The sequence below is a fragment of the Hydrogenophaga sp. ANAO-22 genome (assembly GCF_042466645.1).
Classification (GTDB): Bacteria; Pseudomonadota; Gammaproteobacteria; order Burkholderiales; family Burkholderiaceae_C; genus Hydrogenophaga.
In genome coordinates this window covers 3,887,690-3,903,284 of record NZ_CP159956.1, presented here as the reverse complement: position 1 = coordinate 3,903,284, position 15,595 = coordinate 3,887,690, and the positions used below count along the sequence as shown (strand labels likewise).

15 protein-coding genes are annotated in these 15,595 nt (G+C 68.4%); 6 read left to right on the top strand and 9 right to left on the bottom strand.

Annotation, left to right across the window (positions count from 1 at the left end):
• Window positions 1-31: 31 nt before the first annotated feature.
• The 6 genes from ABSY19_RS18770 (at window position 32) to ABSY19_RS18745 (ending at window position 5,873) form a co-directional block, all read left to right on the top strand.
• Window positions 32-901, top strand: coding sequence for an energy transducer TonB (locus tag ABSY19_RS18770; RefSeq protein WP_382154605.1), 870 nt, complete (start codon window positions 32-34; stop codon window positions 899-901).
• 276 nt (window positions 902-1,177) lie between these two features.
• The gene (gene mtgA, locus ABSY19_RS18765) at window positions 1,178-1,924 is read left to right on the top strand and encodes a monofunctional biosynthetic peptidoglycan transglycosylase (RefSeq protein WP_382154602.1); all 747 of its coding nucleotides are present in this window, start codon (window positions 1,178-1,180) and stop codon (window positions 1,922-1,924) included.
• Between the two features lie 112 nt (window positions 1,925-2,036).
• Window positions 2,037-2,654 carry a lysophospholipid acyltransferase family protein gene (locus tag ABSY19_RS18760; protein WP_382154599.1) on the top strand — a complete coding sequence of 206 codons (618 nt, stop codon included), beginning with the start codon at window positions 2,037-2,039 and terminating at the stop codon, window positions 2,652-2,654.
• Window positions 2,655-2,743: 89 nt separating this feature from the next.
• On the top strand, window positions 2,744-3,736 hold the full coding sequence (locus ABSY19_RS18755) for a phosphatidate cytidylyltransferase (protein WP_382154596.1): 993 nt from the start codon (window positions 2,744-2,746) through the stop codon (window positions 3,734-3,736).
• Window positions 3,737-3,747: 11 nt separating this feature from the next.
• Entirely contained in the window at window positions 3,748-4,296 is a 549-nt protein-coding gene (gene ruvC / locus ABSY19_RS18750) for a crossover junction endodeoxyribonuclease RuvC (protein WP_291119282.1), read from the top strand.
• A gap of 23 nt (window positions 4,297-4,319) precedes the next feature.
• Window positions 4,320-5,873 carry a PAS domain-containing protein gene (locus tag ABSY19_RS18745; protein ID WP_382154593.1) on the top strand — a complete coding sequence of 518 codons (1,554 nt, stop codon included), beginning with the start codon at window positions 4,320-4,322 and terminating at the stop codon, window positions 5,871-5,873.
• Between the two features lie 16 nt (window positions 5,874-5,889).
• Here the strand turns inward: ABSY19_RS18745 and ABSY19_RS18740 are convergent, their stop codons facing one another.
• The 9 genes from ABSY19_RS18740 to ftsW form a co-directional block, all read right to left on the bottom strand.
• Entirely contained in the window at window positions 5,890-6,066 is a 177-nt protein-coding gene (locus ABSY19_RS18740) for a hypothetical protein (RefSeq protein ID WP_291119276.1), read from the bottom strand.
• 21 nt (window positions 6,067-6,087) lie between these two features.
• Window positions 6,088-7,011, bottom strand: a complete 924-nt coding sequence (gene lpxC, locus ABSY19_RS18735; protein WP_382154590.1) for a UDP-3-O-acyl-N-acetylglucosamine deacetylase — start codon at window positions 7,009-7,011, stop codon at window positions 6,088-6,090.
• Window positions 7,012-7,390: 379 nt separating this feature from the next.
• Window positions 7,391-8,599 (bottom strand): cell division protein FtsZ, encoded by a 1,209-nt coding sequence (ftsZ, locus tag ABSY19_RS18730; RefSeq protein WP_382154587.1) that lies wholly within the window; start codon window positions 8,597-8,599, stop codon window positions 7,391-7,393.
• Window positions 8,600-8,800: 201 nt separating this feature from the next.
• Window positions 8,801-10,030: a cell division protein FtsA gene (gene ftsA, locus ABSY19_RS18725; protein ID WP_291118114.1), complete on the bottom strand. Its 1,230-nt coding sequence runs from the start codon at window positions 10,028-10,030 to the stop codon at window positions 8,801-8,803.
• Window positions 10,031-10,043: 13 nt separating this feature from the next.
• A complete protein-coding gene (locus ABSY19_RS18720; protein WP_382154584.1) occupies window positions 10,044-10,838 on the bottom strand; it encodes a cell division protein FtsQ/DivIB in 795 nt (264 codons plus the stop codon).
• Between the two features lie 16 nt (window positions 10,839-10,854).
• A complete protein-coding gene (locus ABSY19_RS18715; protein ID WP_382154581.1) occupies window positions 10,855-11,820 on the bottom strand; it encodes a D-alanine--D-alanine ligase in 966 nt (321 codons plus the stop codon).
• Window positions 11,817-13,226 (bottom strand): UDP-N-acetylmuramate--L-alanine ligase, encoded by a 1,410-nt coding sequence (gene murC, locus ABSY19_RS18710; protein ID WP_382154578.1) that lies wholly within the window; start codon window positions 13,224-13,226, stop codon window positions 11,817-11,819. Before murC ends, ABSY19_RS18715 begins: the two co-directional genes overlap by 4 nt.
• A complete protein-coding gene (murG, locus tag ABSY19_RS18705; RefSeq protein WP_382154575.1) occupies window positions 13,223-14,299 on the bottom strand; it encodes an undecaprenyldiphospho-muramoylpentapeptide beta-N-acetylglucosaminyltransferase in 1,077 nt (358 codons plus the stop codon). Before murG ends, murC begins: the two co-directional genes overlap by 4 nt.
• Window positions 14,296-15,561, bottom strand: coding sequence for a putative lipid II flippase FtsW (gene ftsW / locus ABSY19_RS18700; RefSeq protein ID WP_382163863.1), 1,266 nt, complete (start codon window positions 15,559-15,561; stop codon window positions 14,296-14,298). The genes murG and ftsW overlap by 4 nt, the downstream gene beginning before the upstream one ends.
• Between the last annotated feature and the right edge of the window lie 34 nt (window positions 15,562-15,595).

Sequence of the window (15,595 nt, the reverse complement as noted above, 5' to 3'; positions counted from 1 at the left end):
CCAGGCGACACCCAGCACGGATAATGCCCGCGTGAAGCCGTCCGCCCTGTCCTTTTTCAAGAAGCTGAGCACGCTGCAACTGGCGCTGGGGGTGTCGGTGGCCGTGCACGCCGCGCTGCTCACGGTGCGCTTCGTGGACCCCGAGCGCTTCAACCGCGTGTTCCAGGACACGCCGCTGGAAGTCATCCTCGTCAACGCGCGCGGCAACGAGCGACCCGACAAGGCCACGGCCATCGCGCAGACCTCGCTGGCCGGCGGTGGCGAGGCCGAACGCGGCCGCGCCACCTCGCCCCTGCCACCCGCCACGGTGGCCCGCATCGGCGACGCGCACGAAGAAGACGAGCGCACGATCGAGATGTTGCGCGAGCAGCAGAACCGCCTGCTGGCCCAGGTGCGCCGCGAGCTCGCCAAGATGCCGCCGCCCGACCCCGAGTCGGTCAACCCCAGCCAGGCCTCGTCGGAGCGCGAGCAGAAGCGCCGCGCGCTGGTGAAGATCCTGGCCGAGATCGAAAAGCGCATCAACGAAGAAAACGCGCGGCCCAAGAAGCGCTACATCAGCCCGGCCACGCGCGAGGCGGTCTACGCCATCTACTACGACGAGCTGCGCCGCAAGATCGAAGACCGTGGCACCACCAACTTCCCCGAAGTCGGCGGCCGCAAGCTCTACGGCGAACTCACCATGACCATCACGGTCAACCACAACGGCGCCGTGCTCGACACCGAGGTGGTGCAGCCCTCGGGCATCAGCCAGCTCGACCGCCGCGCCCAGGCCATCGTGCGCAGCCTCTCGTTCGGCCGCTTCAACGAAGCCATGCGCCGCCAGGCCGACCAGATCGTGGTCGTCTCGCGCTTCCGCTTCACGCGCGACGAGACGCTGCAGACCCAGCTCTCCGGGCAATAGGGCCTGTTCACACTATTTTTCCAAGATGCGTTGCGGATCAAAAAGGCCATGCGCAAGGCGCGAAACGCAGCCGGGGCATTCCCCCGGCAAGGCTTCGCAACGCCGCGCATGGCCTTTTTGGCCGCAACCCGAAGGGAATGGGTTGAAAACAGCGCCACTCTTCGTTGCACTCCTAGGCCAGACACCCGGTCTGGCCGTCGTCGCGCGCCTCGATTGGCGCTGTTTTCAACCCATTCGCACTTGGAAAAATAGTGTGAACAGGCCCTTCCACACCGCATGAGGTCCCTCGGACGCTGGTTGCTGTGGCTGGTCCTCGCCGGGCTGGCCCTGCAGCTGTTCTTTCTGGCGCGCATCGCGCTCATGGTCGCGATCGATCCCACCAGCACCGCCTTCATGCGCTCCGAGGCCTGGCGCATCGCGGGCGCCAGTCTGCAGAGCGACAAGGGTTGGCGCTGGTCGCACCACTGGGTACCCGATGCCCAGATCAGCCCGCACCTCAAGCGCGCCGTGATCGCCTCCGAAGACGCCGGCTTCACCGACCACCGGGGCGTGGACTGGGGCGCGATCGAAGGCGCCTGGCAGAAGAACGAGCGCCGCCAGCAGCTGGCCGAAAAACGCGCCGCGCGCCAGCCCGCCCAGCCCGCGCGCGAGCCCAAGGTGGTCGGCGGCTCCACCATCACGCAGCAACTCGCGAAAAACCTGCTGCTCTCCGGCGAACGCCAGCTGCTGCGCAAGGGCCAGGAGCTGGTGCTCACGCTGATGCTCGAAGCCCTGCTCGACAAGCGCCGCATCCTGGAGATCTACCTCAACAGCGTGGAGTGGGGCGAAGGCATCTTCGGCGCCGAGGCCGCCTCGCAGCGCTACTTCAACAAGCCGGCCAGCAAACTCAGCCCGCACGAGGCTGCTCGGCTCGCAGTGATGCTGCCCTCGCCCAAGTTCTTCGAAGCGCGACAGGGCTCGGCCTACCTCGCGCGCCGCACCAGCACCATCGTGGCCCGCATGGGCGGGGTCGCATTACCATGAGCCCCCTCTGCGCCACTTCGCGGCTTCCCCCCAAAGGGGGACGACACCTGCGGCCGGGCAAAGCCCGTTCCGTGGCGTCTCTGGACGTGGCACCTCGCTCGCAAAGCTATCCATGAAGCTTCCTGCCTCCGTCATGAGCGTGTTCCTGCTGGGGCTGGTGCGCCTGCTCACCGGCGCGCAGGCGCGCTGGCATGGCTGCCCGCCCAAGGCCGAGCAGCGCATCTATTTCGCCAACCACCAGAGCCATGCCGACCTCGTGCTGATCTGGGCCGCGCTGCCACAGGAGCTGCGCAGCATCACGCGCCCGATCGCGGCCAAGGACTACTGGACCGCGTCGAACTTCAAGCGCTGGATCACCACCGAGGTGTTCAACGCCGTGTACGTGGAGCGCGAGCGCAAGGGCGACGAAGATCCGCTGGCGCCACTGGTGCAGGCGCTGGAGAGCGGCGACTCGCTGATCCTCTTTCCCGAGGGCACGCGCGGCCACGAGGAAGACCCGCAGCCCTTCAAGTCGGGCCTGTACAACCTGGCGCAGCGCTTTCCCGGCGTGGTGCTGGTGCCGGCCTGGATCCACAACGTGCAGCGCGTGATGCCCAAGGGCGAGGTGGTGCCGGTGCCGGTGCTGTGCTCGGTGACCTTCGGCGAACCGCTGGTGCTGGGCGCCGAGGAGCCTCGCGCCGATTTCCTGAAACGGGCCCGCGAGGCCGTCATGGCCCTTCGGGACGTCTAAGAACATGAGCCCCCACACTCGTCATTTCATGTACTCATTGCCCCCAAGGGGGCGCAGACCGCCCTTGGGGCGGCCCGGCGGACGGTCTGATGGGCTCCTTCCTTCGCAGCCTCTCCCCCGACCAGCAGGTCAGCCTCGTCTTCGTGGTGCTGTTCGGCCTGCTGATCATCGCCAGCGGCGTGGGCGTGCTGCTGTCGCTGCGCGAGCGCCGATCGGGCGACGACGACGCCAGCGGCGAACGCGCGCTGCGCCTGCAGGACAACCAGGCGCTGCTGCGCAGCTCCTGGATGATGATGCTGGTGTTCTGGGTCGGCTGGGTCATGGGCGAGGGCTTCGCCATCGTGCTGTTCGGCCTGGTCTCGTTCTTCATCCTGCGCGAGTTCATCAGCCTCTCGCCCACGCGCCGGGGCGACCACCGCAGCCTGGTGCTGGCCTTCTTCATCGTGCTGCCGCTGCAGTACGCGCTGGTCTGGACGGAACGCTTCAACCTGTTCACCGTGTTCATCCCGGTCTACGTGTTCCTCGCGATTCCCGTGGTGAGCGCGCTGGGCAACGACCCGCAGCGTTTCCTGGAGCGCAACGCCAAGCTGCAGTGGGGCATCATGGTCTGCGTGTACGGCATGAGCCACGTGCCCGCCCTGCTGCTGCTCAGCTTCCCCGGTTTCGTCGGCAAGACCGCGTTCCTGGTGTTCTTCCTGGTGCTGGTGGTGCAGACCTGCATGCTGGTGCAGCACCTGGCCGCGCGCGGCCTGCGCCGGCCGGTGGCCCCCGCCATCAGCGGCAGCTTCCACTGGCGCAGCTGGGCCCTGGGCCTCGTCGCCGGCGGCCTGCTGGGCGCCGTGCTCTCCGGCTTCACGCCCTTCAAGCCCCTGCCCGCGCTGGCCATGGCCCTGGTGGCCTGTGTGGCCGGCAGCTTCGGCCACCTGGTCATGAAGGCCATCAAGCGCGACCGCGGCGTGACCCACTGGGGCTTGGCGGGCCGTTCGGTCACCGGTGCGAGCGGCCTGCTCGACCGCGTGGACGCCCTGTGCTTCGCCGCGCCCGTGTTCTTCCATTCGGTGCGCTGGACCTTCGACCTTTGAGACCATCCACCATGCGCATCCTCGGCATCGACCCCGGCCTGCAATGCACCGGCTTCGGCGTGATCGACACCGAAGGCGCTGCCCTGCACTACGTGGCCAGCGGCACCATCCAGACCAGCCCGAAGGACGGCGCCCTGCTGCCCGAGCGGCTCAAGATCCTGTTCGACGGCATCACCGAGGTGGTGGCGCGCTACCAGCCCCAGATGTCGGTCTGTGAAATCGTGTTCGTCAACGTCAACCCCCAGGCCACGCTGCTGCTGGGCCAGGCACGTGGCGCCTGCCTCACGGCCCTCGTGGCCAACAAGCTGGAGGTGGCCGAGTACACCGCGCTGCAGTTGAAGAAGGCCGTGGCCGGCAACGGACGGGCCGGCAAGCCGCAGATGCAGGAAATGGTCAAGCGCCTGCTGCGCCTGCCCGGCCTGCCCGGCAAGGACGCGGCCGACGCGCTCGGCCTGGCCATCACCCACGCCCAGGTGAGCCGCACCCTGGCGGCGATCAACAAGGTCTCCACCCAACAGGCTCGCACCCACGCCACCTACAAGGCCGGCCGGGTGTATTGATGGGCATGGAGGGTTCTTCGCCGTTGCGCCGTTTCAGCCTGGGGGCCTGGCTCGCCATCGCATTCACGGTCCTGTCGCTGTTGCTCACCTTGAGCCTGACGCTGTTCAGCGACCGCGCCGCGAGCAACCAGGTGCGCGAGGCCATCGGCGCCAACCTGACCGAGCTGGCGCAGCAGACCGCGAGCCGGCTGGACCGGTCCATGTTCGAGCGCTACCGCGAGGTGCGCCTGATCGCCCAACGCCTGAGCGGCCACACCGACTTCGGCGCGGTCCGCGGCGAGATCGAGGCCCTGCAGAAGAGCTATCCGCACTACGCCTGGATCGGCGTGACCGACACCGCGGGCGTGGTGCGCACCGCCACGCGCGGCATGCTCGAGGGCGTGGATGTGTCGGCGCGCCCCTGGTTCCGCAACGCCATGGACGGCCACCCCATGGGCGACGTGCACGATGCGGTGCTGCTCGCCCAGCTGCTGGGCACGCCGGGCAGCGAGCCGATGCGCTTCGTCGACATCGCCTTTCCGCTCACCGACGCCGCCGGCCAGACCACGGGCGTGCTGGGCGTGCACTTGTCGTGGAACTGGGCCAGCGAGATCCAGGACGCGATCTTCACCCCCGTGAGCCGCCACCGCAGCGTCGACCTGCTGATCGTCTCGACCACCGGCGCGGTGCTCCTCGGCCCCGAGGACCTGCAAGGCACGGTGCTGAAGGTACCGAGCGTGGAAGCCGCAGGGCGCGGCGAATCGGGGCAAGCGACGGAAACCTGGCCCGATGGCCAGCGCTACCTCGTGGGCCACACGCGCGACAACGGCTTCGACACCTACGCCGGCCTGGGCTGGCGCGTGCTGGTGCGGCAGACGCTGGACGAGGCCTACGCCCCGGTGAACCAGCTGCACCGGCGCATGCTGCTCGGCGGCATCGCGGCGGCACTGCTGTTTTCCCTGCTGGGCTGGCTGGTGGCGCGCCTGATCACGCGGCCCCTGCTCGACCTGACCGACGTGGCGCGCGGCATCGAGGCTGGTTACGCGGTGAAGGCGCCCACCACCGCGGCCTACCGCGAGGTGGCCATGCTGGGCAATGCCTTCAATTCCCTGGTGAAGGGCCTGCAGGCCAACGAGGCGGCGCTGCGCCAGAACCATGCCGCGCTGGAGCGGCGCGTGAGCGAGCGCACCGCCGAGCTGCGCGAGACGGTGGACGACCTGCGCGCCAACGAGGAGCGTGTGCAGACCGTGATCGACAGTGCGCAGGAAGCCTTCATCGGCATCGATTTCGACGGTTGCATCACCGACTGGAACGCCGCGGCCGAAACACTGTTCGGCTGGAAGCGCCAGGAGGTGCGCGGCGAATCGCTGGCCGACACCATCCTGCCCGAGCGTTACCACATCGCTTTCGTGAAGGCGCTGGCGCATTTCCACACCACCGGCCAAGCCCCGTTCACGGGCCGGTTGCTGCGGCGCACCGTGGTGGACCGGCAGGGTCGCGAGATGGAGGTGGAGATGAAGATCGGCCTGATCCACACCAGCGAGCTGCAGCTCTTCAGCGCCTTCGTGCGGCCGGTGACCGAGCCGCCATCGCACTGACTGAACGGCGGTCTGGCTAGAGCAGGCGCTCCAGCACGAGCACGCCGAAGAAGCCCAGGGCCGCGATGACGGTCCACTTCAGGATCACGATGCCCCAGGTGCGGTAACGTGCCTGGCCGGTGCCGATGTAGAAGGCAAAACACACGCCCGCTGCCAGCAGCAGCAACATCACGGTCCAGCGGAACAGCAGCATGTGGGGTGGTGGCGGCGGCGCTTACCAGGCCGGTGCGAGCTGGGCGAAGCCGCGCGGGGCTTCGCGCTCGTGTTCGAAGCTCACGATCTCGTAGGCGTCGGGCTGGTCCAGCAGGGCGCGCAGCAGCTGGTTGTTCATCGCGTGGCCGCTGCGGAAGGCGCTGTAGGCGGCCAGCAGTGGTTTGCCCACGATGTAGAGGTCGCCCATGGCGTCGAGGATCTTGTGCTTGACGAACTCGTCCTGGTAGCGCAGGCCGTCGGCGTTGAGCACTTTCACGTCGTCCATCACGATGGCGTTGTCCAGCCCGCCGCCCATGGCCAGGCCGTTGGAGCGCATCATTTCCACGTCGCGCGTGAAACCGAAGGTGCGGGCGCGGGCGATCTCGCGCGCGTACTGGCCGCTGCCGAAGTCGAACTCCACGCGCTGGCCGGTGGAGTTCACGGCCGGGTGGTTGAACTCGATCTCGAACGCCAGCTTGTAGCCGTGGAAGGGGTCGAGCCGCGCCCACTTGAGCGTGCGGCCCTCGCCTTCGCGCACTTCCACCGGTTTGGTGACGCGGATGAAGCGCTTGGGCGCGTTCTGCATCACGATGCCGGCGCTTTGCAGCAGGTAGACGAAGGAGGCCGAGGAGCCGTCGAGGATGGGCACTTCTTCGGCCGTGATGTCGACGTAGAGGTTGTCCAGACCGAGGCCGGCGCAGGCGCTCATGAGGTGCTCGATGGTGTGCACCTTGACGCCGCCGTTGGAGATGGTGGAGGCCAGGCGGGTGTCGGACACCGCCATGGCGTTGACCGGGATTTCCACCGGCGCGGACAGGTCGACCCGGCGGAACACGATGCCCGTGTCGGGCGCGGCCGGCCGCAGCGTCAGCTCCACCCGCTGACCGCTGTGCAGGCCGACGCCGACGGCCTTGGTCAGGGATTTGAGGGTGCGTTGGGCAAGCATCCTTGAATTGTAGTTTTCCGGGCGCCAGAACATGGTTTAGAAAGCTGATGGCCTTGATAGGGAAGGCTTTTCTCCGTTTTTCTCCGGCTGAGACGGTCAGCGGCGACCGGGGTGGCCGGCTCCGCGGGTGTCCCCCGCCCGTGGCTGCGCCACGGGCTCCTCCTTTACCCCGCTGCGCCGGCCACCCCGATCACCGCTGACCTACGTGCAAGAGAACCGCTGGCAAACAAACGCTTCTTCAGCTCGTGGACCTCGGGCGTTCTGCGCAGCGGGGTAAAGGAGGAGGACCGGCGAAGCCGGTCCGGGGGACACCCGCGGAGCAGAGCGCCCGGGGTCCACGAGCCCGCGAGGTGCAGGCAAGAAAACCCGGGGAAGAGACTCAGTCCGCCTGCTTGCGCAGGAAAGCAGGAATCTCGAAATCGTCCATGCCGCCGGAAGCCAGCGCATCCACCTTGGCCGCGGCCTGGGTGCGGTTGGTGCGCCAGACGCTCGGCACGGCCATCGAGTTGTAGTCCGGCTGAGCAGCACCCGGGCCACCCACTGCGGCGTTCACCGTCGGCACATTGAACGGCACGTTGTCGGTACCCGTGCGCAGCACCTGCAGCGGAGGCGCCGTGCGGCGCACACCCTGGCGCGACAGGCCCGTCGCCACCACGGTCACGCGCATCTCGTCGCCCAGGGCGTCGTCATAAGCGGCACCGTAGATCACGTGCGCTTCCGGCGAAGCGTAGGCGCGGATCGTGTTCATCGCCAGCTTGGACTCCGACAGCTTGAGCGAACCCTTGGCCGCCGTCACCAGCACCAGCACGCCCTTGGCGCCCGACAGGTCGATGCCTTCCAGCAGCGGGCAGGCCACGGCCTGCTCGGCGGCGATGCGCGCGCGGTCCGGGCCGGCGGCCACGGCCGTGCCCATCATGGCCTTGCCGGGCTCGCCCATCACGGTGCGCACGTCCTCGAAGTCGACGTTCACGTTGCCGTACTCGTTGATGATCTCGGCAATGCCCCCCACGGCGTTCTTGAGCACGTCGTTGGCGTGCGCGAAGGCCTCGTCCTGCGTGACGTCGTCACCCAGCACTTCGAGCAGCTTCTCGTTGAGCACCACGATCAGCGAATCCACGTTGGCTTCGAGCTCGGCCAGGCCGCTGTCGGCGTTGGTCATGCGGCGGCCACCTTCCCAGTCGAACGGCTTGGTGACCACGCCGACGGTGAGGATGCCCATTTCCTTGGCCACGCGGGCGATCACAGGGGCCGCGCCGGTGCCGGTGCCACCGCCCATGCCGGCGGTGATGAACAGCATGTGCGCGCCAGCGATAGCTTCGCGGATGTCGTCCACCGCGACTTCGGCCGCGTCACGGCCCTTCTCGGGCTTGCTGCCCGCGCCCAGGCCGCTGGTGCCGAGCTGGATGGTCTTGTGCGCGGCGCTGCGCGAGAGCGATTGCGCATCGGTGTTGGCGCAGATGAATTCCACGCCCTGCACGCTGCGCGAGATCATGTGCTCGACCGCGTTGCCGCCGCCACCGCCCACGCCGATGACCTTGATCTGGGTGCCCTGGTTGAATTCTTCAACTTCGATCATTTCGATGCTCATTTGGAAGCTCCTTTTGTGGCCCTTGGAACGGTGTCGCCGGGCAATCTGTCAATACAAAAAATCTGCGAAATCGGGGAATGGCGAGGGCTCATCCAGGCGGCCCGGTGCATTCGGTGCACCGCCCTCGCTGGTGGCGTTCCAGGCTCATGGCGTTGGCCGGCGTGAGGGCCGGGCTCGAAGACAGCGTGTTCGCGTTGTTCATCAGAAGGTCCCCACAAACCAGTTTTTGACCCGCTCGAGTGCGCCTTGCATCGAGCCCGCTTTCTGCGCCACCTTGTGCCCGCGCACGCGCGCCAGGCGCGCTTCCTCGAGCAGGCCCATCACCGTGGCTGCGCGCGTCTGCGCGACCATGTCGGACAGGGCGCTGGTGTAGTTCGGGATGCCGCGGCGCACGGGCTTGAGGAAGATGTCCTCGCCCAGTTCGACCATGCCCGGCATCACCGCGCTGCCGCCGGTGAGCACGATGCCCGACGACAGCATCTCTTCATGGCCGGAGTCGCGCAGCACCTGCTGCACCAGCGAGAAGATTTCCTCCACACGCGGCTCGATCACGCCGGCCAGCGCCTGGCGGCTGAGCATGCGCGGGCCGCGATCGCCCAGGCCGGGCACTTCCACCTGCGTGTCCGGATCGGCCAGCAGCTGCTTGGCGCAGCCGCTTTCCACCTTGATGTCTTCGGCGTCCTTGGTCGGCGTGCGCAGGGCCATGGCGATGTCGCTGGTGATCAGGTCGCCCGCGATCGGAATGACCGCCGTGTGGCGGATCGCACCGCCCGAGAAGATCGCCACGTCGGTCGTGCCCGCACCGATGTCCACCAGCGCCACGCCGAGTTCCTTCTCGTCGTCGGTCAGGATGGCCTGGCTGGACGCCAGCGGGTTGAGCATGAGCTGGTCCACTTCCAGGCCGCAACGGCGCACGCATTTGATGATGTTTTCGGCCGCGCTCTGCGCGCCGGTGACGATGTGCACCTTGGCTTCCAGGCGGATGCCGCTCATGCCGATCGGCTCTTTCACCTCCTGGCCGTCGATCACGAACTCCTGCGGCTCCACCAGCAGCAGGCGCTGGTCGGTGGAGATGTTGATCGCCTTGGCGGTCTCGATCACGCGCGCCACGTCGGTGGCGCTGACCTCGCGGTCCTTGATGGCCACCATGCCGCTGGAGTTGATGCCGCGGATGTGGCTGCCGGTGATGCCGGTGTAGACGCGCGCGATGCGGCAGTCGGCCATCAGCTCGGCTTCTTTCAAGGCCTGCTGGATGCTCTGCACCGTGGCGTCGATGTTGACCACCACGCCGCGCTTGAGGCCGTGGCTGGCCGACACGCCCAGGCCCGCGAGCTTGAGTTCGCCGTTGGACTGGACCTCGGCGACCACCACCATGATCTTGGCGGTGCCGATGTCGAGTCCGACCACCAAATCCTTGTATTCCTTGGCCATGATTGCTTCTTGATTACCTTCGGTTTTGAGATCCGCCAGCCGGCGTGTCGGTCACGGTGGTCACGCCGCGCAGGCGCAACGCGTAGCCATTGGGGTAGCGCAGGTCCACGGACTGAACCGCGCCCGCGTAACGTTCGGTGAGCTGCGCCAGCGTGCCGGTGAAGCGGCGCGTGCGCGCCAGCAGTTCGTCGGGCGTGCCGCGGCCCAGCTCCACCTGGGCGCCGCTGTCGAGCTTGGCGCGCCAGGTGCCGCGCTCGGTGAGTTCGAGCCGCTCCAGGCCCAGGTCGAGGCGGCCGAGCTCGGCTTCCAGCAACTGGTAGAGCGACCACACCTGGGCCGACTTCTCGACCGGACCGGCCAGTTCAGGCAGGCCATCGCTGTCGTCGGGGCTGGCATCGAACACCTCGCCCAGGCGGTTGACCAATTGGCCCGAGCCCGACTCGCCCCACCAGGCCACGGCCTGGTGCTCTTCCAGCGTCACGCGCAGGCGGTTGGGGAACTCGCGCTGCACCACGGCCTTGCGCACCCAGGGCACGGACTCGAACAGCTGGCGCACCTGCTGCAGGTCCACGGTGAGGAAGCTGCCGTTCAGCCGCGTCTTCATCTGCGACGAGAGCTGGGCGCGGAAGGTCACGGCGTTCTGGTGCGCCACGTCGCCATGCACGGCGATGGCCTTGACCGACCAGATCGGGTGGCGCACCAGCCAGGTGGTGAACAGGCCCAAGCTCAGCACGGCGAACACCGCGACCAGGACGTGCGTGACCACGGTCATGAGCTTGACGTCCAGGGGCAGTTCGGTGCTGGGCATGGTGGTGTTCCGGGGCTCAGGCCGCGTGGTCCAGCGAGGCGGTGGCCAGCAGCGCCACGCACAGGTCTTCGTACGACAGGCCGGCCGCCTTGGCCGACATCGGCACCAGCGAGTGGCCGGTCATGCCGGGCGAGGTGTTGATCTCGAGCAGCCAGGGTTTGCGGGTCTTGGCGTCGATCATCACGTCGGCGCGCGACCAGCCGCGGCAGTCCAGCGTGAGGTAGGCCTTGAGCACCAGCGCCTGGATGGCGGCCTCTTCACCTTCGGGCAGGCCGCAGGGCACGAGGTACTTGGTGTCGTCGGTGAAGTACTTGTTCTGGTAGTCGTAGTTGCCTTCGGGCGCGACGATGCGGATCACCGGCAGGGCTCTTGCGTCGGCGCCCGTGCCCAGCACCGGGCAGGTGACCTCGTCGCCCGCGATGAACTGCTCGCACATCACCAGCGGGTCCAGCCTGGCGGCGAGTTCGTAGGCGGCGGCGCATTGCGCCTCCCTGGTCACCTTGGTCAGGCCGATGGTGGAGCCTTCGCGCACGGGCTTGACGATCATGGGCGAACCCAGCGCCTTGAACGCGGTCAGGGTCTCGTCGGCGCTGTGCACCTGGCGCCAGGCCGGCGTGGCCAGGCCTTCGGCGATCCAGATGCGCTTGGTCATGAGCTTGTCCATGGCCACACTGGAGGCCATCACGCCGGGGCCGGTGTAGGGAATGCCCATCAGCTCCAGGGCCCCCTGCACCGTGCCGTCTTCACCGAAGCGGCCGTGCAGCGCGATGAAGCAACGCTGGAAACCTTCGCGCTTGAGTTCGCCCATCTCGCGCTCGGCCGGATCGAAGGCGTGCGCGTCGACGCCCTTCGATTGCAGCGCGGCCAGCACGCCCTGGCCCGACATGAGCGAGACCTCGCGCTCGGCCGAGCGCCCGCCCATCAGCACGGCCACCTTGCCAAGCGACCTGGCATCCACCGTCATTGCCTTCTCCTGTTTCATGCGGTTGCTCCCTGCGCCAGCTCGATCACGCGACCGGCCACCGCGCCCACCGTACCCGCGCCCATGCAGAGCACCACGTCGCCGTCGCGCGCGTTGTCGAGCACGGCTTGCGGCATGGCGGCGATGTCGTCCACGAACACGGGTTCGAGCTTGCCGGCCACGCGCAGCGCGCGCGCCAGCGAGCGGCCATCGGCCGCGACGATGGGGGCTTCGCCGGCCGCGTACACCTCGGCCAGCAGCACGGCATCGGCCTGGCCGATGACTTTCACGAAGTCTTCGAAGCAGTCGCGCGTGCGGGTGTAGCGGTGCGGCTGGAAGGCCAGCACCAGCCGGCGGCCCGGGTAGGCGCCGCGCGCGGCCGACAGCGTGGCGGCCATCTCCACCGGGTGGTGGCCGTAGTCGTCCACCACGGTGCAGCTGCCGCCCGAAGGCAGCGCGGCTTCGCCGTAGCGCTGGAAGCGCCGGCCCACGCCCTTGAACTCGGCCAGCGCCTGCTGCACGGCCTCGTCGGGCACGTTCAGCTCCACCGCGATGCCGATGGCGGCCAGGGCGTTGAGCACGTTGTGGTTGCCGGGCAGGTTGAGCACCACGTCCAGGTCGGGCAGCTCCACGCCGTTGCGGCGCTGCACGGTGAAGTGCATCTGCGTGTCCACCGCGCGCACGTTGATCGCACGCACCTGCGCGTCTTCCGCGAAGCCATAGCTGGTGATGGGCCGCGCGATCTGCGGCAGGATCTCGCGGATCGCCGCGTCGTCCACGCACACCACGGCCGCGCCGTAGAACGGCATCTTGTGCAGGAAGTCCACGAAGGCGGACTTGAGCTTGCCGAAGTCGTGGCCATAGGTGTCCATGTGGTCGGCGTCGATGTTGGTGACGACCGAGAGCACCGGCAGCAGGTTGAGGAAGGAGGCGTCGGACTCGTCGGCCTCGACCACGATGTACTCGCCCGACCCCAGCTGGGCGTTCGCGCCGGCGCTGTTGAGGCGGCCCCCGATCACGAAGGTCGGGTCCAGCTGGGCGGCGGCCAGCACGCTGGCCACCAGGCTGGTGGTGGTGGTCTTGCCGTGCGTGCCGGCGATGGCCACGCCCTTCTTCATGCGCATCAGCTCGGCCAGCATCACCGCGCGCGGCACCACCGGCACGAGTTTCGCGTGCGCGGCCACCACCTCGGGGTTGTCTTCCTTCACCGCGGTCGAGGTGACGATGGCGTCGGCGCCTTCGATGTTCGCGGCGTCGTGGCCCACGAACACCTGGGCCCCCAGCGCCACCAGCCGGCGCGTGACGGTGCTCTCGCCCAGGTCGCTGCCGGAGATGCGGTAGCCCTGGTTGAGCAGCACCTCGGCGATGCCGCTCATGCCGGCGCCGCCGATGCCGACGAAGTGGATGTGACGGATGGCGTGCTTCATGGATTCGGGACTTTCGCGAATTGCTCGCAGGCGGACACCACGGCCGCCACGGCTTCGGTCTTTTGCATCTGTTTGGCCTGGGTGGCCATGGCCAGCAGTTGCTCGCGCTGCACGGTCTGCAGGGTTTGCGCGAGCCGCTGGGGGGTGAGTTCGGTCTGGGGCACCAGCCAGGCGGCGCCGGCATCCACCAGGAAGCGGGCGTTGGTGGTCTGGTGGTCGTCCACCGCCGAGGGGAACGGCACGAACAGCGCGGCCGCGCCGACGGCGGCGATCTCGGTCACGGTGCTGGCGCCACTGCGGCAGACGATGAGATCGGCGTCGGCGAAAGCCTGCGCGGTGTCGTCGATGAACGGGGTGAGCTCGGCGTGGATGCCGGCGGCGATGTAGTTGGCGCGCAGCGCGTCGATCTGCTTCTCGCCGCTCTGGTGCGTGACCTGCGGCTGCTGCACCTTGGGCAGCAGCGCCAGCGCCTGTGGCACCACGTCGTTGAGCGCCTTCGCGCCCAGGCTGCCGCCCACCACCAGCAGGCGCAGCGGGCCACTGCGGCCGGCGAAGCGCTCGGCCGGCGCGGCCTGGCGCAGGAAAGGCGTGCGCAGGGGGTTGCCCACCCATTCGGCCTTCTTGAACACGTTCGGGAAGGCGGTGAACACGCGGTCGGCGACACCGGCCAGCACCCGGTTGGCCATGCCGGCCACCGAGTTCTGCTCGTGCAGCACCAGCGGCTTGCCGGCGAGCACACCCATCATGCCGCCGGGGAAGCTGATGTAGCCGCCCAGGCCCACGACGACGTCGGGCTTGACGCGGCGCACCACCTGCAGCGACTGCCAGAAGGCGCGCAGCAGGCGCAGCGGCAGCAGCGCGACCGTGACCAGCCCCTTGCCGCGCACGCCACCGAAGTCGATGGTCTCCAGCGCGAAGCCGCGCGGCGGCACGAGCCGGCTTTCCATGCTGCCGGGCGCGCCCAGCCAGTGCACGCGCCAGCCGCGCTCGCGCAAGGCTTCGGCCACGGCCAGGCCGGGGAAGATGTGGCCGCCGGTGCCGCCGGCCATGATGAGGGCGCAGGGAGCCGTCACGAGCGTCCTCCCTTCATCATCTGGCGGTTCTCGTAGTCCACGCGAAGCACGAGCGCGATGGCCACTAGGTTCAGCAGAATGGCCGAACCGCCGTAACTCATCAGCGGCAGCGTCAGGCCCTTGGTGGGCAGCGCGCCCAGGTTCACGCCGATGTTGATGAAGGCCTGGAAGCCCATCCACAGGCCCACGCCCTGCGCCACCAGGCCGGCGAAGACCTGGTCGAGCGCGATGGCCTGACGGCCGATGTGCATGATGCGGCGCGTGAGCCAGAGGAACAGCGCGATCAGCACCACGACGCCGAGCAGGCCGAACTCCTCGCCGATCACGGCGAGCAGGAAGTCGGTGTGCGCCTCGGGCAGCCAGTGCAGCTTCTCCACGCTGCCGCCCAGGCCGACGCCGAAGATCTCGCCCCGGCCGAAGGCGATCAGCGAGTGCGAGAGCTGGTAGCCCTTGCCCAGCGCATGCTCCACGCTCCAGGGGTCGAGGTAGGCGAAGACACGCTGGCGGCGGAACTCGCTGGTCATGACCATGAGCGCGAACGCGCCCACCACCACCAGCGCCATCAGGAAGAACATGCGCGCGTTCACGCCACCCAGGAACAGGATGCCCATGGCGATCACCACGATCACCATGAAGGCGCCCATGTCGGGCTCGGCCAGCAGCAGCATGCCAACCACACCCACGGCCACGGCCATCGGGGCCACGGCGTGGAAGAAGCGTTCCTTGACCTCCATCTTGCGCACCATGTAGCTGGCGGCGTAGAGCAGCACGGCCAGCTTGGCCAGTTCGGAAGGCTGGAAGTTCATGATGCCCAGCGAGATCCAGCGGCGCGCGCCGTTCACGCCCCGGCCGATGAAGGGCAGCAGCACCAGCGCGAGCAGCACCAGCGCCAGCGCGAACAGCCAGGGCGCCATCTTTTCCCACGAGCGCAGCGGGAACTGGAAGGCCACCATGGCCGCGATCACGCCGATCACCATGGAGATGCCGTGCCGCAGCACGAAGTGGGTGCGGGCGTAGTTCTGGAAGCGCGGGTTGTCGGGCAGCGCGATGGAGGCTGAATACACCATCACCAGGCCCCAGGCGAGCAGCGCCACCACCACCCACAGCAGCGGCTGGTCGAAACCGAGTTCGCGCACCGCCACGTTGCGCGTGCCGGCGTAGGTGCGGTTGGACAGTCGCACCGGCAGGTTGTCGCGCGAGGAGCCTCCGGCGAGCGCGCCCGCGAGGTCGCGCCCCGGGAAGCGTGGCAGCAGGCCGGCCAGGCCGGCGCGCAGGCGCTCGCCCCAGGGGGCGCGG

What these genes read in the sequence shown, in the direction of transcription:
- ABSY19_RS18760 (WP_382154599.1), top strand. Translation starts at nt 2,037, where the DNA reads ATGAAGCTTCCTGCCTCCGTCATGAGCGTGTTCCTGCTGGGGCTGGTG.
- ABSY19_RS18755 (WP_382154596.1), top strand. Translation starts at nt 2,744, where the DNA reads ATGGGCTCCTTCCTTCGCAGCCTCTCCCCCGACCAGCAGGTCAGCCTC.
- ABSY19_RS18720 (WP_382154584.1), bottom strand. Translation starts at nt 10,838, where the DNA reads ATGCCCAGCACCGAACTGCCCCTGGACGTCAAGCTCATGACCGTGGTC.
- murC (WP_382154578.1), bottom strand. Translation starts at nt 13,226, where the DNA reads ATGAAGCACGCCATCCGTCACATCCACTTCGTCGGCATCGGCGGCGCC.
- ABSY19_RS18715 (WP_382154581.1), bottom strand. Translation starts at nt 11,820, where the DNA reads ATGAAACAGGAGAAGGCAATGACGGTGGATGCCAGGTCGCTTGGCAAG.
- ftsZ (WP_382154587.1), bottom strand. Translation starts at nt 8,599, where the DNA reads ATGAGCATCGAAATGATCGAAGTTGAAGAATTCAACCAGGGCACCCAG.
- lpxC (WP_382154590.1), bottom strand. Translation starts at nt 7,011, where the DNA reads ATGCTTGCCCAACGCACCCTCAAATCCCTGACCAAGGCCGTCGGCGTC.
- ABSY19_RS18740 (WP_291119276.1), bottom strand. Translation starts at nt 6,066, where the DNA reads ATGCTGCTGTTCCGCTGGACCGTGATGTTGCTGCTGCTGGCAGCGGGC.
- ruvC (WP_291119282.1), top strand. Translation starts at nt 3,748, where the DNA reads ATGCGCATCCTCGGCATCGACCCCGGCCTGCAATGCACCGGCTTCGGC.
- mtgA (WP_382154602.1), top strand. Translation starts at nt 1,178, where the DNA reads ATGAGGTCCCTCGGACGCTGGTTGCTGTGGCTGGTCCTCGCCGGGCTG.
- ftsA (WP_291118114.1), bottom strand. Translation starts at nt 10,030, where the DNA reads ATGGCCAAGGAATACAAGGATTTGGTGGTCGGACTCGACATCGGCACC.